Annotated in this window: 20 protein-coding genes; 6 read left to right on the plus strand and 14 right to left on the minus strand. The window is 69.5% G+C overall.

The window, feature by feature from the left end; all coding sequences use genetic code 11:
* Positions 1-22: 22 nt before the first annotated feature.
* Positions 23-613: a TetR/AcrR family transcriptional regulator gene (locus Q7X29_RS18200; RefSeq protein ID WP_316574815.1), complete on the plus strand. Its 591-nt coding sequence runs from the start codon at positions 23-25 to the stop codon at positions 611-613.
* Positions 614-622: 9 nt separating this feature from the next.
* Here Q7X29_RS18200 and Q7X29_RS18205 read toward each other — a convergent pair whose 3' ends face one another.
* From Q7X29_RS18205 to Q7X29_RS18245, 9 genes are all read right to left on the minus strand, one after another.
* The gene (locus tag Q7X29_RS18205; protein WP_218720189.1) at positions 623-1,405 is read right to left on the minus strand and encodes a carbonic anhydrase; all 783 of its coding nucleotides are present in this window, start codon (positions 1,403-1,405) and stop codon (positions 623-625) included.
* Between the two features lie 303 nt (positions 1,406-1,708).
* Positions 1,709-4,093: an excinuclease ABC subunit UvrA gene (locus tag Q7X29_RS18210; RefSeq protein WP_316574816.1), complete on the minus strand. Its 2,385-nt coding sequence runs from the start codon at positions 4,091-4,093 to the stop codon at positions 1,709-1,711.
* Positions 4,094-4,150: 57 nt separating this feature from the next.
* Entirely contained in the window at positions 4,151-4,561 is a 411-nt protein-coding gene (locus Q7X29_RS18215) for a VOC family protein (RefSeq protein ID WP_218720191.1), read from the minus strand.
* Positions 4,562-4,571: 10 nt separating this feature from the next.
* The gene (locus Q7X29_RS18220; RefSeq protein ID WP_218720192.1) at positions 4,572-5,012 is read right to left on the minus strand and encodes a helix-turn-helix transcriptional regulator; all 441 of its coding nucleotides are present in this window, start codon (positions 5,010-5,012) and stop codon (positions 4,572-4,574) included.
* A 13-nt stretch (positions 5,013-5,025) separates the two neighbouring features.
* Positions 5,026-5,466, minus strand: a complete 441-nt coding sequence (locus Q7X29_RS18225; RefSeq protein ID WP_218720193.1) for a MerR family transcriptional regulator — start codon at positions 5,464-5,466, stop codon at positions 5,026-5,028.
* 9 nt (positions 5,467-5,475) lie between these two features.
* Positions 5,476-6,021 (minus strand): class I SAM-dependent methyltransferase, encoded by a 546-nt coding sequence (locus Q7X29_RS18230; RefSeq protein WP_316574817.1) that lies wholly within the window; start codon positions 6,019-6,021, stop codon positions 5,476-5,478.
* 17 nt (positions 6,022-6,038) lie between these two features.
* Entirely contained in the window at positions 6,039-6,596 is a 558-nt protein-coding gene (locus Q7X29_RS18235; RefSeq protein ID WP_316574818.1) for a cysteine hydrolase family protein, read from the minus strand.
* Between the two features lie 28 nt (positions 6,597-6,624).
* Complete coding sequence (locus Q7X29_RS18240; RefSeq protein WP_218720196.1) at positions 6,625-7,410, minus strand: N-acetylmuramoyl-L-alanine amidase-like domain-containing protein; 786 nt, start codon at positions 7,408-7,410, stop codon at positions 6,625-6,627.
* Positions 7,411-7,481: 71 nt separating this feature from the next.
* Positions 7,482-8,522 (minus strand): NAD(P)-dependent alcohol dehydrogenase, encoded by a 1,041-nt coding sequence (locus Q7X29_RS18245; RefSeq protein ID WP_316574819.1) that lies wholly within the window; start codon positions 8,520-8,522, stop codon positions 7,482-7,484.
* A 213-nt stretch (positions 8,523-8,735) separates the two neighbouring features.
* Here Q7X29_RS18245 and Q7X29_RS18250 point away from each other — a divergent pair, with 213 nt between their 5' ends.
* Positions 8,736-9,785, plus strand: a complete 1,050-nt coding sequence (locus Q7X29_RS18250) for a glucose 1-dehydrogenase (protein ID WP_316574820.1) — start codon at positions 8,736-8,738, stop codon at positions 9,783-9,785.
* A 4-nt stretch (positions 9,786-9,789) separates the two neighbouring features.
* Here the strand turns inward: Q7X29_RS18250 and Q7X29_RS18255 are convergent, their stop codons facing one another.
* Complete coding sequence (locus Q7X29_RS18255; protein WP_218720199.1) at positions 9,790-10,503, minus strand: DsbA family oxidoreductase; 714 nt, start codon at positions 10,501-10,503, stop codon at positions 9,790-9,792.
* Between the two features lie 197 nt (positions 10,504-10,700).
* On the opposite strand from Q7X29_RS18255, the gene Q7X29_RS18260 reads away from it, so the two are divergent.
* Positions 10,701-11,405, plus strand: a complete 705-nt coding sequence (locus Q7X29_RS18260) for a histidine phosphatase family protein (protein WP_316574821.1) — start codon at positions 10,701-10,703, stop codon at positions 11,403-11,405.
* Between the two features lie 48 nt (positions 11,406-11,453).
* Positions 11,454-13,319 (plus strand): Na+/H+ antiporter, encoded by a 1,866-nt coding sequence (locus tag Q7X29_RS18265; protein WP_316574822.1) that lies wholly within the window; start codon positions 11,454-11,456, stop codon positions 13,317-13,319.
* Here the strand turns inward: Q7X29_RS18265 and Q7X29_RS18270 are convergent.
* Positions 13,295-13,861, minus strand: coding sequence for a TetR/AcrR family transcriptional regulator (locus Q7X29_RS18270; RefSeq protein ID WP_218720202.1), 567 nt, complete (start codon positions 13,859-13,861; stop codon positions 13,295-13,297). The genes Q7X29_RS18265 and Q7X29_RS18270 overlap by 25 nt on opposite strands.
* A 214-nt stretch (positions 13,862-14,075) precedes the next feature.
* Between Q7X29_RS18270 and Q7X29_RS18275 the strand changes: the two genes are divergently transcribed.
* Both Q7X29_RS18275 and Q7X29_RS18280 read left to right on the plus strand, forming a co-directional pair.
* Positions 14,076-14,684, plus strand: a complete 609-nt coding sequence (locus Q7X29_RS18275; RefSeq protein ID WP_316574823.1) for a TetR family transcriptional regulator — start codon at positions 14,076-14,078, stop codon at positions 14,682-14,684.
* A 14-nt stretch (positions 14,685-14,698) separates the two neighbouring features.
* The gene (locus tag Q7X29_RS18280; RefSeq protein ID WP_218720204.1) at positions 14,699-15,355 is read left to right on the plus strand and encodes an enoyl-CoA hydratase-related protein; all 657 of its coding nucleotides are present in this window, start codon (positions 14,699-14,701) and stop codon (positions 15,353-15,355) included.
* A gap of 6 nt (positions 15,356-15,361) precedes the next feature.
* Here the strand turns inward: Q7X29_RS18280 and Q7X29_RS18285 are convergent, their stop codons facing one another.
* The 3 genes from Q7X29_RS18285 to Q7X29_RS18295 all read right to left on the minus strand — a co-directional run bounded on the left by Q7X29_RS18285 (position 15,362) and on the right by Q7X29_RS18295 (position 18,525).
* Positions 15,362-16,204 (minus strand): Abi-alpha family protein, encoded by an 843-nt coding sequence (locus tag Q7X29_RS18285; RefSeq protein WP_218720205.1) that lies wholly within the window; start codon positions 16,202-16,204, stop codon positions 15,362-15,364.
* A gap of 1 nt (position 16,205) precedes the next feature.
* Positions 16,206-17,624: a hypothetical protein gene (locus tag Q7X29_RS18290; protein ID WP_218720206.1), complete on the minus strand. Its 1,419-nt coding sequence runs from the start codon at positions 17,622-17,624 to the stop codon at positions 16,206-16,208.
* A 115-nt stretch (positions 17,625-17,739) separates the two neighbouring features.
* A complete protein-coding gene (locus tag Q7X29_RS18295) occupies positions 17,740-18,525 on the minus strand; it encodes a universal stress protein (RefSeq protein WP_316574824.1) in 786 nt (261 codons plus the stop codon).
* Between the last annotated feature and the right edge of the window lie 33 nt (positions 18,526-18,558).

Here is an 18,558-nt window from a genome sequence, read left to right on the forward strand (position 1 = left end):
TGTCGGATATCCTGCCACCACCATGTCCTTGCATTCGCGCTACCACCACGGAGACCTCCGGGCCGCACTGCTGCAGCACGCCGAGGCGGCGCTGCGCACGGTCGGCGCGGACGGCTTGTCGCTGCGTCAGCTCGCCCGCGACACCGGTGTAAGCCACGCGGCCCCGAGCCGGCATTTCCGCGACAAGCAGGCACTGCTCGACGCACTGGCCGTCAGCGGCCTGGAACGGCTCGGCGACTGCTTCGAACAGGCCGTGACCGCCGGGCCGATCACCACGCGGCTCCAGACCTTCGCCCGGGCCTATCTGCGGTTCGCGCTGGACAATCCGGAGTTGCTGCCGCTGATGTTCGCGCGCAGGCACAGCTCCACCGACACCGAGATCCAGGCGGCCGCGGAGCGTGCCTTCGCCATCCCGATCGCGCTCATCGCCGAAGGTCAGGCCGCCGGGGAGATCGTGCCCGGTGACCCGAAACGTCTCGGTGTCACCGCGCTCGCGGCCGTGCAGGGCCTGGCGACCTTCGTCGGGTCGGGCTATACCGCCGACTACGACTCCGAGCAGCTCCTCGACGATCTGGTCCGGCACATGACCCTGGGGCTACTCCCCCGGTCGTGACGAGACCTTCTATTCGGTGCCCGCGAGGATGACAGGGCGGCCGTTGCGCGGCTGCGTGGGCCGGTTGCTGTGCGGGAACAGGGCGCGATACCGGTCGACGTCGGCCACCGCGACAGGACTCGGCGTGCGCAGCACGATCCACGCCACGCCCTCGGTGCACGGCGGCGTGGTGAGTGAGCCTTCGTAGCGGAACTGGGCGAGCTCCGCGGGCAGGAACGTGCGGGGGTCGACGTTGCTGAGCGTGCGGGTGGCGCCGACGCGATCGGGTGCGACGGTGAGGACCCGACTCACCGCCGCCGGTGCCTGCTGGGCGCGCAACATGATCGCGAGCACGGCCAGCCGCCCGGCCCGGTCGGTGTGCACGAGGTGCAGTTCCATGGCGGTCTCGGCGCCGACGACGGTGTGTTCACTGGGCAGATGGAAGTGGTACTGGGTCAGCGAGAACGGGGTGCCGTCGACGATGATGCGGTTGCCCGAGTCGGCGGGCACGGCGGTCTGGATGGTGTGGCCGGTGTTGGTGATGGTGGCCGTGGGGGTGGGCCCGTAGACGATCTCGATGTGGTCGGCGGGGTGCGTCTCGGCGGCGTCGGGGAGATCGATCGGTGACTGGGCGTGGCCGTTGCGGCAGGTGGCGAAGTGCTTGTCGAGGTCGGCCCAGTGGTCGGGACCTTCGGCGTCGTAGTCCCAGTGTGGCGCGGTGGCGGTGGTGTCGGCGGCGCCGCACCCGGCGGTCGCGAGCAATGCCAGGGCGGCGAACGCCTTGCGGCGGTTCAGGACGACTCGATGTGTCACCGGCGCGACTCCTTGCCACGATTCGGACGCCGGTCCGGTGCCGGGAAGTCGGCGCGTCCGCAGCGGCGCAACGATCAGAGCGCACGCGGAGATCGGCGCATCATCGAAGGCCGCCGGAATGTCCGATTGGTACCGAATATCCCTCTGGTGCAGGTGATTTCGCGCGTGCAACGGACTCTCAGGCTAGGCCGGTGGGTACGGTGCGGACCAGAACGCGCGGCGGCGAGATACGTCACATCGGACGGGGTGCCGACGGGGTGGTCCTCCCCCAGGACCGTTGCCCTGAGGGAGGATTCAGGCGAATCAGGCGCCGACGTAGTCGGCGAGGTGCTCGCCGGTGAGGGTGGATCGGGCGGCGACGAGATCGGCGGGCGTGCCTTCGAAGACGATCCGGCCACCGTCGTGACCGGCGCCGGGGCCCAGGTCGATGATCCAGTCGGAGTGGGCCATCACGGCCTGGTGGTGCTCGACGACGATGACCGACTTGCCCGCGTCGACGAGCCGGTCCAGCAGGCCGAGCAGCTGCTCGACATCGGCCAGGTGCAGGCCGGTGGTCGGCTCGTCGAGGATGTAGACGCCGCCCTTGTCGGACATGTGGGTGGCGAGCTTCAGGCGCTGTCGTTCACCGCCGGACAGCGTGGTGAGCGGCTGGCCGATGGTGAGGTAGCCGAGGCCGACCTCGGTGAGGTGGGTGAGGATCTTGTGGGCGGCGGGGGTCTTGGCCTCCCCCTCGCCGAAGAACTCGCGAGCCTCGTCGACGGGCATCGACAGCACCTCGCTGATGTTCTTGCCCGCGAAGGTGTACTCGAGCACCTCGGCCATGAACCGCTTGCCCTCGCACACCTCACACACGGTGGACACCCCGGCCATCATGGCCAGGTCGGTGTAGACGACGCCGGCGCCGTTGCAGTTCGGGCACGCGCCTTCGGAGTTGGCGCTGAACAGGGCAGGCTTGGCGCCGGTGGCCTTGGCGAAGGCCTTGCGGATGTGGTCGAGCAGGCCGGTGTAGGTGGCGGGGTTGCTGCGCCGGGAGCCCTTGATGGGTGCCTGGTCGATGGAGATGACACCCTCGTCGATCGGGATGGAGCCGTGCACGAGCGAGCTCTTGCCCGAACCCGCGACCCCGGTGATCGCGACCAGTACGCCGAGCGGGATGTCGACATCGACCTCGCGCAGGTTGTTGGCCGTCGCGCCGCGGATCTGCAACGCGCCGGTGGCGGTGCGGACTGTGTCCTTGACGGCGGCCCGGTCGTCGAAATGGCGGCCGGTGACGGTCTTGCTGGCGCGCAGGCCGTCGACGCTGCCTTCGAAGCAGATGGTGCCGCCCTTGGAGCCCGCGGCGGGACCGAGGTCGACGATGTGGTCGGCGATGGCGATGGTCTCGGGCTTGTGCTCGACGACCAGGACGGTGTTGCCCTTGTCGCGCAGGCGCAGCAGCAGGTCGTTCATGCGCTGGATGTCGTGCGGGTGCAGGCCGGCGGTGGGCTCGTCGAAGACGTAGGTGACGTCGGTGAGCGAGGAGCCGAGGTGCCGGATCATCTTGACGCGCTGGGCTTCACCGCCGGAGAGGGTGCCCGAGGGCCGCGACAGCGACAGGTAGCCGAGGCCGATCTCGACGAACGAGTCGAGGGTCTGGCGCAGCGATTCCAGCAGCGGGGCGACCGAGGGGTCTTCGATGCTCTTGACCCATTCGGCGAGATCGGTGATCTGCATCGCGCAGGCGTCGGCGATGCTGACGCCGTCGATCTTGGACGAGCGGGCTTCGGCGGACAGGCGGGTGCCGTCGCAGTCGGGGCAGGTGCCGAAGGTGACGGCGCGTTCGACGAAGGCGCGCACGTGCGGTTGCAGTGCTTCGACGTCCTTGGACAGCATGGACTTGCGGATCTTGGGGATCAGGCCCTCGTAGGTGAGGTTGATGCCGTCGACCTTGATCTTGGTCGGTTCCTTGTAGAGCAGGTCGGCGAGCTGCTTCTTGGTGTACTTCTTGATCGGCTTGGCGGGGTCGAAGAAGCCGCTGCCCTTGAAGATCCGGCCCATCCAGCCGTCCATGCTGTAGCCGGGGATGGTGAGGGCGCCCTCGTCGAGGGATTTGTTCTCGTCGTAGAGCTGGGTCAGGTCGATGTCGTTGACGGTGCCCTTGCCCTCGCAGGTGGGACACATGCCGCCGGTGATGGTGAAGCTGCGGCGTTCCTTGACGGTGACGCCGTGCTTCTCCACGGCGACCGCGCCGGAGCCGCTGATCGAGGCGACATTGAAGGAGAAGGCCTGCGAGGAGCCGATGTGCGGGTCGCCGAGGCGGCTGAACAGGATGCGCAGCATGGCGTTGGCGTCGGTGACGGTGCCGACGGTGGAGCGCGGGTCGGCGCCGAGGCGGGACTGGTCGACCAGGATGGCGGTGGTGAGGCCCTCGAGGACGTCGACATCGGGGCGCGACTGGCTGGGCATGAAGCCCTGCACGAAGGCGCTGTAGGTCTCGTTGATGAGGCGCTGGGATTCGGCGGCGATGGTGCCGAAGACGAGCGAGCTCTTGCCGGAGCCGGAGACGCCGGTGAAGACCGTGAGCCTGCGCTTGGGGATCTCGACGCTGATGTCGCGCAGGTTGTTCACGCGGGCGCCGTGCACCCGGATCAGGTCGTGGGCGTCGGCCGGCTCCACGGTCGCGGTGCTGGACTTCTTGGCCGTGCTCATGGATCTCCCTCAGGTCGGTCGGCGTCGCCGGTTTCTCGAATCTACCGGCGGGGGTGCTTACTTGGTCTGCTGGATGCGGACCATGTTGCCCGCGGGATCGCGGAAGGCGCAGTCGCGGATGCCATAGGGCTGATCGGTGGGCTCCTGTACGACTTCGACGTCGCCCGCTTGGAGCTTCTCGAACAGGCCGTCGAGGTCGTCGGTGGCGAGGTTGATGCCGGCGTAGGTGCCTTTGGCCATCATCTCGGTGATGACGCGGCGTTCCTCGTCGGTGATGCCGGGGTCGGCGGCGGGCGGGTGCAGCACGATGGAGGTGCTGGGCTGGTCCGCCGGGCCGACGGTGATCCAGCGCATGCCGTTGTAGCCGACGTCGTTGCGGACTTCGAAGCCGAGCGCGTCGCGGTAGAAGGCGAGGGCGGCGTCGGGGTCGTCCTGGGGCAGGTAGCTCTGGTGAATGGTGATGTTCATGGCGACCACGCTAATTGTCGCGGGAGACCGGCGCTTCTCGATTCCTGATCGGTCTGGTCACCTTCTTGACCACGCACGACGGCATGCCCTGGGTCGCCAGCGCCTCCTGCCGGTAGACGCTCGGCGGGACGCCGACGAGTTCGGTGAAGCGGGTGCTGAAGGTGCCCAGTGACGACGATCCGACGGCGAAGCAGACCTCGGTGACGCTCAGGTCGCCGCGGCGCAGCAAGGCCATGGCGCGTTCGATGCGGCGGGTCATCAGGTACGAGTAGGGCGATTCGCCGTAGGCGAGGCGGAACTGGCGGCTGAGGTGCCCGGCGGACATGTGCACGCCGCGCGCGAGCGCCTCGACATCGAGCGGTTGCGCGTATTCGCGGTCGATGCGGTCGCGGACCCGGCGCAGCAGGGCCAGGTCCCGCAGGTGCTGGGGCCGCTCCGGCGTGCTGGTCACATGCGCGATCGTCTCATGTCGGGGCAGGGTTGCCCAGCAGGGCCGGGTGCGCCGCCCTCGGCGATCGGACGGCGGCGACCTGGTCGCGGAAGTGCGGGCAGGTGCGGAAGTCCTCGGCGTCGCAGTCGAGGACGTGGGTGACGGCGTCGAGGGCGGCGCGGGTGCGAGCCAGCTGGTCGGCGAGGCGGGCCCGGTGGGCGTGCAGTACCTGCCTGCGGGTAACCCGGTCGGGTGCCTGGGTGAACAGGAGGGCCAGGTCGTCCAGGGACAGTCCGGCCTTCTTGCCCAGGACGATCATGGCGATGGTGTCGAGGTCGGTGTCGCGGTAGCGGCGTCGGCCCGCCGAGTCGCGGCCCGGGGTGAGCAACCCGCGGTCCTCCCAGTGCCGGAGGACGTGGGTGGCGAGTCCGAACCGGGCCGCGGCCGTGCCGATCGTGGTGTGCTCGCCCGTCATCCGTCGAGCCTAGGCGGTGGCGAGGTAGCGGGTGACGACGGCGACGGGATGCCAGGGCAGGCGGATCGCGGTGGACTCGACGGTGCCGAATCGTGCGCGCAGCGAGTCCTGGACGGCCGCGGTACGGGCGAATCGGAAGTCGTAGACGGCGAGGGTGGCGCCGGGGCGCAGGATGCGGTGCAGCTCGGCGGCGGCGGGGTCGAGATCGGGCCATTCGTGCATGCTCAGGCTGGATACGGCGAGGTCGATGCTCGTGTCGGGATACGGGAGATCGGTGACGTCGGCGACGGCCAGCTCGACGGTGTGAGCGGACAGGTGCCGGCGGGCGATCTCGATCATGTGTGGGGACAGGTCGATGCCGTGCAGGCGCAGGTCGGGGCGTCGGGTCGCCAAGCAGGACAGCAGCTTTCCCGGGCCGGTGCCGATGTCGGCGACGGTGGCGCCGGGCGTGGTGGCGGCGTCGATGTCGGTGGCGATGCGCCGGTAGAGGCTGCCGAGCAGGCGGGTGGCGCGGCGGTCGTAGCCGAGGCTGCGGGCGTGGTCGAAGGTGGTCATGGGACCACCGTGCCGGTTCAGGTCGACCTGAAGTCAAGCTCCGCGGTCGGGCGGACGGCGGCGGTGCGCCCGGGCGCCCGCTGGTACTGCCAGTAGAGGTTGGTGTGGGCGATGACCTCGGCGGGTTGCGGTGCGCCCCAGGGGGTCTTGTCGAAGGTGGTGTGGGCGTCGGCGACGAGGGTGACGTCGTAGCCGCGCACGAACGCGCCGTGGATGGTGGAGCGGACGCACGCGTCGGACTCGGCGCCGGTGACGACGAGGTGCCCGGCACCGGCCGCGGCGAGCAGCTCTTCGAGGGGCGTGTCCTCGAAGGAGTCGCCGTAGCGCTTGGGGACGAGGGGTTCGTCGTCGCGGCGGGTCAGTTCGGGGACGTACTGCCAGGCCTCGGTCCCGGTGACCAGATCTTCGGCGGAGTGCTGGATCCAGATCACCGGCACCGAGGCGGTGCGAGCCCGGTCGACGAGTGCGGCGATGTTGGCGACCACCTCGTCGCGGCGGATCGCCGCTTCGACGACGCCGTTCTGGACGTCGACGACGAGCAGGGCGGTGCCGGGGCGGTCGGGCAGCGTGGTCACGGCGGATTCCTCGGTGACGGTGGGGTGTTCAGAGCGGACGCAGGACGACGATGCCCGGCGTGGTCCGGACGTAGTCGGCCAGCGGGGTGTCGACGACCTGGTAGGCGGCCAGCGAGGAGGCGTTGCGGAACATCGGGCCGTCGGCGGTCTGGACGATGATGCCGACGTGGGTGACGTCGAGGCCGGCGTCGGGGGTGTAGGCGCCGACGAAGTCACCGGTGCGCAGTGCGGCCATCACTGCCCCGTCGACGGCGGCCGCGGGAATGTGGGTGATCGCGCGGTCGACGACGGGCAGGCCCGGCAGGTAGGTGCCGCCGTCGGCGGTGGCATTGAGGTGCTTGGTGACGGTGACCGCGGCGGGACTCAGACCGGCGGTGATATCGGTGGCGGCGATGCGCCCGGTGCTCGCCCAGTCGGTGAAGAAGTGCTTGCGCTGGGTGAACTCGACGCGGCTGTCGACGTAGCGGGTGGCGACGAGGTTGGCGACGAACTGGTCGCGATCGGCCGAGCGGGACGCGGCGTCGAGATAGTCGAGGTAGGTGAAGCAGTCGACGCGGCGCAGGTCGATGACGAGTTGTTCGGGCTCGGTGGCCGATCCGATGAGCATGTTCGGGCCGTAGGGGGTGCCGAGCAGGTGGCCGGAGAGCCGGGCGAGCAGCTCGGCTCGGCTGATCGCGCCCGCTTCGGCGCGCACGGCGAGCAGTTCGTCGATCTTGCGGCCGGTGGTGTCGTCGATGGCCGGGGTGGCCAGGGCGGGCGCGGCGGCGCAGACCAGGGCGGCGAGCACGAGCAGGATCCGGACGATGATGCGCAAGACGCCTCCCAGCAGCCAAACGGTCGATCGGTGCGAGCGGTCTCCACCGTAGCCGACCCGGTGTCGTCGTCTCAGGCGTCGGGAACGATGACCGCGCGTCCGGTGATCTGTCCCGCGTGCAGGCGCTCATAGGCCAGCGGGGCTTCGTCGAGGGTGAAGGTCTCCACGTGGACCGACACCTCGCCACGGCGGGCGATCTCGAGGACTTCGATGAGTTCGGTGCGGGTGCCCCAATACGGTGAGCGCACGGTCGTCTCGTAGGGCGGGGAGCCGAAGCCGACGGCGACCGTACCGCCCCCGAGCCCGACGACGGTGATGTCGGCGGCGATGCCCGCCGCGGCGGCGGCGGTGGCGGTCGTGGCCGGCGCCCCGACGAAGTCGAGGACGACCTGGGCGCCTTCGCCGTCGGTGAGGGCGCGGATCTTCTCGGCGGCCGAGGCGTCGGACAGGACGGTGTCGTGGGCGCCGACCCGGCGGGCGAGGTCGAGCCGGTCCTCGGAGACATCGAGGGCGATGACGCGGGTGGCGGTCATGGCCCGCAGTAGCTGGATGGCGACGTGGCCGAGGCCGCCGGCGCCGATGACGACGGTGGTGCTGCCGGGCACGAGCTTGGGCAGCGACAACGTGATCGCGTGGTAGGGGGTGAGTCCGGCGTCGGTGAGCGAGACGTTCTGGACGGGATCGAGCTCGCCCATCGGCACGAGGTGGCGGGCGTCGTCGATGATCAGGTACTCGGCCATCGCGCCGGGGGCCCCGAGGCCGGGCGGGAAGATGCCGAGTTCCGCGGCGCGCAGGCAGTAGTTCTCGGCGCCGCGGGTGCACATGCGGCACCGTCCGCATCCCCACGGCCCGTACACCGCCATCATGGCGCCGATCTCGACACCTTCCACGCCGGCGCCGACCGCGGCGACGGTGCCCGCGCCTTCGTGGCCGAGGGTCAGTGGCAGCGGGAAGCCGAGGTGGTCGGCGGGCAGGCTCATGACGGCGATGTCGGAGTGGCACACCCCGGCGGCGGCGACTTTCAGCAGGATCTGGCCTGGCCCGGTTTCGGGGTCGGGCACGGTGACGACTTCGGGGGCTGCGCCCGGGGTTCGGTACTGCACGGCTCGCACGGTGACCTCCCACGTCGACGGGGCTGCTCTCGTCGATCGTCGCAGCAGGTCCGGGGAGATTGCAAGCGATTCGCGATCATCGCGCTACTGCGGGAGATGAACCGCTTCCCGTACCGTTGGCGCAGGTAGTGCGTATTCTCCGCGGGTTCGCGAACGAGTTGCTCGTGCAAGTTTGTCGACAGCATCGCCCGGTGCGGCGGAAGGGAAAGCGACATGCGTGCTTTGACCGTTGTTCCAGATCAGCCCGGTTCGCTGAGCGTGCAGGATGTGCCGGATCCGGTGGCCGGGCCGAACGAGTTGCTGGTGGACGGGGTTTCGCTGGGCATCTGCGGCACCGATCGCGAAATCGCGTCGGGAGTGTACGGATGGGCGCCGCCGGGTCGGGAACGGTTGATCCTCGGACACGAGTCGCTGGGCAAGGTACGGACCGCGCCGGCCGGAAGTGATTTCGCGCCGGGCGATCTCGTCGTCGGGATCGTGCGCAGGCCGGACCCGCAACCGTGCGGGGCGTGTGCGCGTGGGGAATTCGACATGTGCCGCAACGGCCAGTACGTGGAACGCGGGATCAAGCAGATCGACGGGTACGGCTCCACCGCGTGGGTCGTCGACGCCGACTACACGGTGAAGCTGGATCCGTCGCTGGCCGAGGTCGGGGTGCTGATGGAGCCGACGACGGTGGTGGCCAAGGCGTGGGATCAGATCGAGCGGATCAACAACCGGGCCTGGTTCGAACCGAAGACGGTGATGGTCACCGGCGCGGGGCCGATCGGCCTGTTGGCGGCGATGCTCGGCGCGCAGCGGGGGCTGGATGTGCATGTGCTCGACCGATCGACCGAAGGGCCGAAGCCCGGGCTGGTGGCCGATCTCGGGGGCACGTTCCATACCGGGCCCGCCGGGGAGGTCGCCGAGAAGATCAATCCGGACGTGGTGATCGAGGCGACGGGCGCGGCGGCGGTCACTTTGCAGTTGATGCAGCTCAACACTCCGGGCTCGATCGTCTGCCTGACCGGGGTGACGGCGGCGGGCAAGGATTCCCCGGTCGACGTGGGTGCGCTCAACCGCAATATCGTGCTCGACAACGCCGTCGTGTTCGGTTCGGTCAACGCCAACCGGCACCACTACCAGCTGGCCGCGGAGTCGCTGGCGAAGGCCGATCCGGCGTGGCTGGCCCGGTTGATCACCCGGCGGCTGCCGTTGGAGCGCGCGCTCGAGGCGTTCGATCCGGGTGATCACACCGATATCAAGGTCGTCATCGACCTGTAGTCCGTCAGATCGCGCAGCCGTCCGGGCCGCAGGTGTCGCCGTCGGCGTCGGTGGCCGGCACCAGCGGTGCCGGACGGTCGTTCCAAGCGGTGGTCAGGGCCTGGGTGAAGACCTCGGTGGGCTGGGCGCCGGAGACGGCGTACTTGTTGTCGAAGACGAAGAACGGCACGCCGGTGGCGCCGAGCTGGGCGGCTTCGCGTTCGTCTTGGCGGACGGCGTCGGCGTAGGCCCGCGGGTCGGCCAGGACCTCGCGCACGGCCGTCTCGGCGAGGCCGGCGCGGACCGCAAGGGTGACGAGGCGCTCGGTGTCGGCGAAGACCGGCTCGGCTTCGGCGAAGTTGGCGGCGTACAGGGCGTCGAGCAGCGCGTCCTGCTTGCCCTGGTCGAGGGCGAAGTGCAGCAGCCGGTGCATGTCGAAGCTGTTGCCGTAGTCGCGACCGGAGGTCTGGTAGGGCAGGCCGAGCTGGGCGGCCTGGGCGCCGATGTTGCGCTCGTTGGCGGCGGCCTGGTCGACGCTGATGCCGTACTTGGCGGCGATGCGCGGGATCACCGGTCCGGTCTCGTCGGCGGGCAGGGCGGGATCGAGTTCGAAGGACCGGTGCACGACCTCGACGTCGTCGCGATGGTCGAACTCGGCCAGCGCCTGCTCGAAGCGCGCCTTCCCGAGGTAGCAGAACGGGCAGTTGATGTCGGTCCAGATCTCTACTCTGGTGGTCAAGCGGGCCTCCTCCGGCACACGAAATCCGGCGGCGATCCGCCGAAAATATCTGGACAGGCGTTCAAATTCTCGGGGTGCAACGTCGGCGACGAAGCCGCTATTCCCTGGCGCGTCCGGGCACGACAGGACGAGCACGAAGGACATCGATGGGGTTCGAACAGCGGAGGGGGTGGGTGCAGGTGCCCGAAGGATTGACGATGCCGCGCGCGCTGGCAGGACTGTGGGCCGTGCGGCACGCCCAGAGCGTGGCCAACGCCTGGTACGCCGACCCGGCGACCGAATTGCGTCCGATGCGCGGCACCGACGCCGAAGTCGAGCTGACCGAGCTGGGGCACTGGCAGGCACAGTGCCTGGGCGAGTGGCTGGCCGGTCTGGCCGGTGTGCAGCGGCCCGACCTGGTGGTCTGCTCCCCCTATCTGCGGACCCGGCTCACCTGGGCGGTGATGGCCGAGGCCGCCGTCACCCGCAATCGGCATCTGCGCCCCATCCGCACCCTGGTCGACGAGCGGCTGCGCGATCGCGAGATGGGGGTGTTCGAACTGCATCCGTACAAGGCGATCCGGCGCCGCTCCCCCGAGGAAGCGGCCCGGCGCGCCCGGGTCGGCAACTGGGTCTACCGGCCGCCCGGTGGTGAGTCGCTGGCCGATGTCGCCCTGCGGGTGCGCAGTTTTCTCGACGAGCTGGACGTGGTCGCGGCGGGCGAGCAGGTGCTGGTGGTCACCCACGACGCGGTGGTGATGTCGATGCGCTACATCCTCGAGGGCATGGGTACCCCGGTGCCGGACACCCTCGAGCCGGTCCCGAACGCGTCGGTGTCGCAGTGGCGCCGGGAGGGCACTCGGCTGAGCCTGCGGGTGTGGGGCGAGGTCGCCCATCTCGGGGGTGCCGAGCAGGTCGGCTGAGTCCGGCCGTGGCGCCGCGGCCGTCGCCGGTGTGGCCGCGATGGAAGAATGCTGGTCGTGCATGTGGCGATCGGTCTGGTAGTACTCGTCGGCTCGGCGACCGCGCTCGCGGCGCTGGCGCGGCGGTTCGGGGTGTCCGAACCCCTCGTGCTGACGGTCGCCGGCGTCGCCGCGTCCTATCTGCCGATGGTGCCGCAGGTGCATCTCGAGCCCGAGGTGGTGCTGCTGGGGCTGCTGCCGCCGCTGCTCTACACCGCGGCGCTGCGGACCTCGCTGGTCGACTTCAAGGACAATTTGCGCACCATCGCATCGCTGTCGGTCGGGTTGGTGCTGTTCAGTACGTTCGCGGTGGCGCTGGTGGCCTGGTGGCTGCTGCCGATCCCGTTCGCGGCCGCGGTCGCGCTCGGCGCGGTGGTCGCGCCCCCGGACGCCGTGGCCGCCACGGCGATCGCCCGCCGCACCGGCATGCCGCGCAGCATCGTGACCGTCCTCGAGGACGAATCGCTGTTCAACGACGCGACGGCGCTGGTGTCGCTGCGCGGCGCGATCGCCGCGATGGCGGGCGCAGTGACGGTGTGGCAGATCGGCGGCGACTTCCTGCTCGCCGCCGTCGGTGGCGGTGTGGTCGGCGGGATCGTCGCGGCGGCACTGGTGCTGCTGCGCAAGCGGATCACGGACCCCGTACTCGACACCTCGGTGTCGCTGCTCGCGCCGTTCGTGGCGTATCTGCCCGCCGAACACTTCCACGCCTCGGGCGTGATCGCGGTGGTGACGTGCGGGATGATCCTCGGCCACGGCGCGCAACGCTGGCAGGGCGCGGCCTCGCGCGTCGCCGAGTCGACGAATTGGCGGACCATCCAGTTCATCCTGGAGAGCGCGGTCTTCCTGATCATCGGCCTGCAGGTGCGCTGGATCGTCGAGGCTGCCTGGCACAGCGGTCTCGACCGTCGCACGCTGCTGATCGCGGCGGTGGCGGTGCTGGCCGCGGTGATGCTGGCTCGTCCGCTCTGGGTGTTCACGCCGGTGCTGGTGGCGCGGTTGTTCGGGCGCGCGACCGAGCCGCTGAGCCACGCCGCGGTGGTGTCCTGGGCGGGCATGCGCGGGGTGGTGACCCTGGCCGCGGTGCTGCTGCTGCCCGAATCGACCCCGCAGCTGCCGGTGCTGGAACTGCTGGCGCTGGTGGTCGTGGGCGGCACTCTGCTGGTGCAGGGCACATCCCTGCCGTGGCTGGTGCGCCTGCTGCGGCTGCGGGGGCCCAGCCGCGCCGAGGACGCGCTCGCCAAAGCCGATCTGCTGCAACAGGCGTCGAGTGCGGGGCTGGCCGAGCTGGACAAGCGGATCGGCCCGAACACCCCGGAACCGGTGATCGAATCGCTGCGGCAGCGGCTGATCTGGCGCACCAACGCGGCGTGGGAACGTCTGGGCAGGCCCGAGGCCGAACTGGTGACGCCCACGGCGGAGTACCGGCGGCTACGGCTGGCGATGCTGGCCGCCGAACGCGACGCGGTGCTGGCCGTCCGCGACGCCGGTTCGGTGGATTACGAAGTGCTGCAGCATGTTCTCGCGCGCCTGGATCTCGAGGAATCGATGATCGACCGCTTCGACGAGGCCGACGAGGAGCCGGGCACCGAACCGCTGTCCGGGGCCGCGCCCGCCGACGGCTGTACCCATCTCGAACACGCGCCGCTGCTGCGGGAGCCGGTCGGTGACCTGGTGTGCCGGGAGTGCGTCGCCGAAGGTCTGCGCTGGGTGCATCTGCGGATGTGCACCGACTGCGGCAATATCGCCTGCTGCGAGTCGTCGCTGGGCAACCACGCGAGCGCGCATTTCCAGTCCTCGGCGCATCCGGTGATGCGCAGCGTCGAGCCCGGCGAGGTGTGGCGCTGGTGCTACGTCGACGAGTTGCTCGGCTGAGGCCGGTGCGAGTAGATCAGCCGCGCGTACTCGGCGAGCAGCTGGTCGAGTTCGGTGGGTTCGCCGGTGGCGGCGAGTTGCTGGTAGCCGATCAGCATCGCCATGCCGAATTCGGTGACCACCGTGGCGGTGGCCGGGTCGCCGACGACACTGTCGATCACGCGATGCACGGTGCGGCGGCGGGATTCGTCGACGCGCTTGACCGTCACGTGGACCGACTCGTCGTTGGCCGCCCAGGCGCGCAGCGCCGCCTCGGCGCCGTGTTCGAGGCCGCCGGCCAGCGCCGACATGGCGCGCACATCGGCGTCGGGATCGCCGTGGCCGACATCGAGCGCGCGTAGCTCGATCATCTGCCGGTTCTCCCAGTGCTCGAGCAGGGTGTCGACGAAGCCCTGCCACGATCCGAAGTGGTGGTAGAACGAGCCGCTGGTGACACCGAGGCGACGGCACAGCACACCGATGTTGAGACCTTTGAAGCCGAACTCGGCGAGCACCGCCACGGCGGTGTCGAAGTACTGCTCCTTGGTGACGACTCGGGACATCGCGATGCCGATCTGTTCGTGCGGACAGGACCGAAGAATGCGAACAGTACCCGATCGTAACGAGGGCTCGCGCGAGCGTAACGAAGTCTATGCTGTGGCGGAATCGTCGAAAATGAGATCGAAATATCAAGCGCTGGAACAAAATCCGTGCACTACCAGGTGACAAGTGCACCCGAATGGAATAACAGAGCAGACGCTCTGTAAACTATTGTTCATGCCGAGACCGCGAACTCACGACCCGGAGACCGTGCTGGACGCCGCCGAGAACCTCGCCGCGCGCGCCGGTTCCGCCGCGGTGACCGTGCGCGCCGTCGCTGCCGCGACCGGTGTGTCCAACGGCGCGCTGTACCACACCTTCGGTTCTCGCCAGGAAGTGCTGGCGCGCACCTGGTTACGCGCCGCTCGCCGCTTCCTGGCACTGCAGGCCACCGACATCGACCGCGCCGTCGCGGCCACCGACCCGGGCGCGCGGATCGACGCGGTCGTCGACGCCGCCGAGACACCGGCCCGCCTGGCCGACGTCCACCCCGACTCGGCCCGGCTGCTGCTGCTCGTCGACCGGGCCGAACTCCTCGACGGCGACCTGCCCGCCGAGCTGGCCCGCGAGATCGCCGACACCGAGAAAGCGCTGCTGACCGCGCTGTCACGGGTCGCGCGAGCACTGTGGGGCCGCGCCGACCGGCGCGGCGTCGCCACCGTCACCACCTGCCTGGTCGACCTGCCGACCGCGCTGCTGCTGCGGCGTGACCGGCTCACCGATCCCGTGGCCCGCAGACACCTGCGCGCCGCTGTCCGTGCCGTGCTCGAACTCGGCCCCCGCTGAAAGGAACCCCCTCCATGCCCACACTGCGCCACCACGACGCGATCGCGATCCTCGACCTCGGCGACGGGGAGAACCGCTTCTCCCCCGACTTCATCACCGAGGTCCACGCCCATCTCGACACTGTCGTCACCGAGGGCGCCGCGGCGCTGGTGACCACCGCGACCGGCAAGATCTACTCCAACGGGCTTGACCTGGACTGGTTGTCGGCCAACGGCGATCGCGCCGCCGAATACGTCGAAGCCGTGCACACCCTGTTCGGCCGGATGCTCACCCTGCCGATGCCGACCGCCGCCGCCATTGGCGGCCATGCCTTCGGGGCGGGTGCCATGCTCGCCGTCGCCCACGACTACCGCGTCATGCGCGCCGATCGCGGCTTCTTCTGCTTCCCCGAGGCCGACATCCGCATCCCGTTCACCAACGGCATGGCCGCGCTGATCCAGGCCAAGGTCCCGCCCAGGACCGCGATCGCCGCCATGACCACCGGGCGCCGCTTCGGCGGCACCGACGCGCTGGCCTACGACCTGGTCGACGCGGCCGTCGGTGAGCACGAGGTCCTCGACACCGCCCTGGCGACCGTCGCCCCGTTCGGCGGCAAGGACCAGCCGACGCTGACCGCGATCAAATCGGTGATGTTCGCCGGCGTGCTGGACGCGTTGCGCGGCAAGGACTGACGCGGTTCACGGCAGCCGGGGGCCCTTGCCCAGATAGACGTCACCGCGATCGTCGCTGGCCCAGCCGCCCCCGGTGTAGTCGCCGAGCACGAAACACGCGTCGCAGAACTGCTTGCCGAACACCGTCAGGTAGATGCTGCGGTAGGAGCTGATCGCCCGCATCTTCACCGACTTGTAGGCGGCCTGCGCGCTGGGCTGGGCTTCCAGGAACGCGTACCGGCGGAAGTCGGCGACCGGCTCGGTGGAGAACCGCACCAACCCCAGCCTGCTGAGATTGCCCAGATAGTGGTGATCGCGTTCGGGCAGCGCGCACCCGGCCATGGAGGCGATCATGTTGATGCCGTCGGCCAGGCGCTGCGAGCCGATCCCGAACGGCGCCTTGGTGCGGATGTCGATCGCCGGTTGCGGACCGGCGACGGCCAGGAACCGCAGGATGCGGGCTTCGTCGGGCGTCAGGTCGTGCAGGATCGGCACGAACGAGGGATGCAGGTCGCGGGGCTGCTGCGCCGAATCCCAGCCCTCGGTGATCATCGCGTCGCCCATGGCCTTGAGATCCTCGGCGCCGACACCGGATTCGACGTGCCCGTACACGCCGGCGGCGGTGCTGGTGAGACCGAGCGCGCTCAGCGCGATCTTGCGCAGCGAGTCGATCCGTTCGTCGATGATCTGCGACATCGGCTCACCGGCACGGATGTCGTCGGCGAGATCGGTGGCGGTGTGCAGCGCTCCCCTGGTGACCGCGCCGACGATGTGGCGCAACGACAGTCCCGCGATGCGCGCCAACCCGACCAGGTCGGTGGGGATCCCGGGCTCGGGCGTCGGTTCGGGGAGGTTCTCGCGCTCGTCCATCTCACACTCCGAAGACCAGTAGGTGCAGGGCCCCGACGATCACACCGAGCGCGCCGCCGTGCGCGTAGAGCAGCCACGCATCCTGTTCGATGGCGGTGTAGAGCATTTCGACGAACTCCTCCGGCGGCAGTTCGCGCAGTTTCTCGGTGGCGAGGCGATCCACGCTGGCGGCGGTGGTCTGCGAGAACTCGACGTCGTCGACCAGCCACGGCTTCATCTCCGTCGCCAGGCTCGCGCCCGCGGTGGCCTGGATGGCGTCGAACTGCCGCGGCCCCACCGCCAGCCGGGTCACCGAGCGCAGCGGCCCGAGCACCCGGTCGATCTCGGCTTTGAGGAAGTGCGCGATGACCGCGCGGGTCTTGTCACCGCTGGGCCCGTCGAGGAGCTGTTCGGCGACGACGTCGAGGGTGACGATCTGATACCCGATCGCGTGCCCCAGGTCGGCCGCGGCCTGATGCTGGCGTTTGGCGAATTTCGCGACACGCCACGGATATTTGTAGCGCGGTTGCGGGGTGGCCGGCTCGAAGACCACCTTGATGGCGATGATGTTGACCAGCACGCCCACCACGGCGCCGCCGAGGAGCACCCACGCCCACGCGGGCAGGAAATGGAGGATGTCGTAGAGCCAGCCGGGCAGCGAGATCAGCGCCGGGGTGTCACCATGTGGGGTGCTGTAGTGCAGCAGCGACAACCACAGCGCGACGACGACGCCGAACGGGAACCCGATCACCCCGCTGCGGGTCATGAACCGCAGCTCCGGTGCGCCCAGCCCGTAGATGACGTCCTTGAGCAGTTCCGGGCGCCGCCGCAGATAGCCCACGACCATCAGCTTCACATCGAGCAGCTGATCGATGTTGGCACCGATGAAGTCGAAGGCACGGTCGGTGATCGCCGGCAGTTCCGCCTCCACCCGCGAGTACACGACTTCGCGTGCGCGCGGCGGCATGTCGGCCCACAGCTGCGGATGCTCGGTGTCCATGATCGAGTCGACCATCGACCGCACGTTCGGCAGCGCCACCTGGGCGACCTGCGCGGAGATCTTGCGCGGATCCATCTGATCGAAGAAGTCCTTGGCCGTACCGATCTTGGCGACGGCGTTATCGACCATCAGGCTCGCCATCTTCTCGGCGCGAGCCGGGATGAAACCCTGGAAGCCGAGGATGCCGCCGGGGGCGAAGGTCGGCAGGATCTGCACCTTGCGCGGCAGCAGTGGGAAGATCGTCTTCAGCCCCGGCACATAGAACCCGGTGAACCGCACCGGCGCGAACAGCATGATCACGCCCGTCCAGTTGGTGATCAGACCCGCCATCGCGCTGAAGATCGGAATGCTGATCATATCGACCCAGAACTTGCTCAGGCCGGTCGTCTTCTCCCAGTCGAGCAGGCCGAAGAAGCCCGCCGCTTCGATCCCAGCATTCATCCGGCGTCCACTCCGTCGTGTTCCGAACCTCGCGCGTTCGGGTCATCATAAGTGACCGACCAGGTGGTTTCGGGCAGCTTTCGCGGTTACCCGCTAAACCGGAGCAAACTCGAAATCAGGCGTGGGTGGTGTTGACCAGCAGCAGGTTGGTGTCGATGTCGTGGGTGACCTTGTTGGCGACCGAGCCCAACAGCCGTGCGGGACCGCTCATTCCGCGATTGCCGATCACGACGAGGTCGTACTTCCAGGCCGCGTTGCAGATCGCCTCGGCCGCGGGGACTCCGGTGAGGACGTCGCGACCGAACAGCTCCGGATCCTCGACGTGGACCTGGCCCTCCACCTCGATCAGGGTGACGGCGCCGTCGTCGTCGGTCTTGGCGGCGGTCACCAGGAACGGGCGCGCGCCGAGCGCGACGGCGACCTCGTAGCCACGGCGCACCGCGGTGATCGAGCTCGCCGACCCGTCGGTGGTGAGCCCGACCGTGGTCCACCGCTTCGGGATCTTGTGGGTGAACACCACATCGGATTCGCTGTGGTGGGACACGTGATTGGCGGTCGACCCGAGCAGGCGCGCCTTCGAACTGCCCAGCCCACCACCGCCGACGACCAGCAGCGTGCCGGGTTCGGCGGCGGCGACCTCGAGCAGGACCGCGCCCGCCGTGCCGGGCAGTTCCCTGCGGCGCACCTCGGTCACCCCCGCCTCGACGAGAAAGGCGGCCGCCGCCGCGGTGATCTCCGCGGCCCAGGCGGCATCGGTCCCCGCCTTCAGCGTGGCTTCCTTCCAGACGCTCACGACGGTGACCCCGACACCGAGCTTGACCGCCAGTTCCCCCGCGACGACGACCGCCGTCTGTCCGGACTCCGAGCCGTTGGTCCCCACCACGATGCGCTGGTACCCCATGTGACGCTCTCCGATCGACGGCAGGTCAGCTGC

This window comes from Nocardia canadensis (assembly GCF_032656385.1).
Lineage (GTDB): Bacteria > Actinomycetota > Actinomycetes > Mycobacteriales > Mycobacteriaceae > Nocardia > Nocardia canadensis.

Coding starts and splice junctions, on each gene's coding strand:
- Q7X29_RS18200 (WP_316574815.1), top strand. CDS start 23: ATGTCCTTGCATTCGCGCTACCACCACGGAGACCTCCGGGCCGCACTG.
- Q7X29_RS18210 (WP_316574816.1), bottom strand. CDS start 4,093: ATGAGCACGGCCAAGAAGTCCAGCACCGCGACCGTGGAGCCGGCCGAC.
- Q7X29_RS18215 (WP_218720191.1), bottom strand. CDS start 4,561: ATGAACATCACCATTCACCAGAGCTACCTGCCCCAGGACGACCCCGAC.
- Q7X29_RS18225 (WP_218720193.1), bottom strand. CDS start 5,466: ATGACGGGCGAGCACACCACGATCGGCACGGCCGCGGCCCGGTTCGGA.
- Q7X29_RS18230 (WP_316574817.1), bottom strand. CDS start 6,021: ATGACCACCTTCGACCACGCCCGCAGCCTCGGCTACGACCGCCGCGCC.
- Q7X29_RS18250 (WP_316574820.1), top strand. CDS start 8,736: ATGCGTGCTTTGACCGTTGTTCCAGATCAGCCCGGTTCGCTGAGCGTG.
- Q7X29_RS18260 (WP_316574821.1), top strand. CDS start 10,701: ATGCCGCGCGCGCTGGCAGGACTGTGGGCCGTGCGGCACGCCCAGAGC.
- Q7X29_RS18265 (WP_316574822.1), top strand. CDS start 11,454: ATGCTGGTCGTGCATGTGGCGATCGGTCTGGTAGTACTCGTCGGCTCG.
- Q7X29_RS18270 (WP_218720202.1), bottom strand. CDS start 13,861: ATGTCCCGAGTCGTCACCAAGGAGCAGTACTTCGACACCGCCGTGGCG.
- Q7X29_RS18275 (WP_316574823.1), top strand. CDS start 14,076: ATGCCGAGACCGCGAACTCACGACCCGGAGACCGTGCTGGACGCCGCC.
- Q7X29_RS18280 (WP_218720204.1), top strand. CDS start 14,699: ATGCCCACACTGCGCCACCACGACGCGATCGCGATCCTCGACCTCGGC.
- Q7X29_RS18285 (WP_218720205.1), bottom strand. CDS start 16,204: ATGGACGAGCGCGAGAACCTCCCCGAACCGACGCCCGAGCCCGGGATC.
- Q7X29_RS18290 (WP_218720206.1), bottom strand. CDS start 17,624: ATGAATGCTGGGATCGAAGCGGCGGGCTTCTTCGGCCTGCTCGACTGG.
- Q7X29_RS18295 (WP_316574824.1), bottom strand. CDS start 18,525: ATGGGGTACCAGCGCATCGTGGTGGGGACCAACGGCTCGGAGTCCGGA.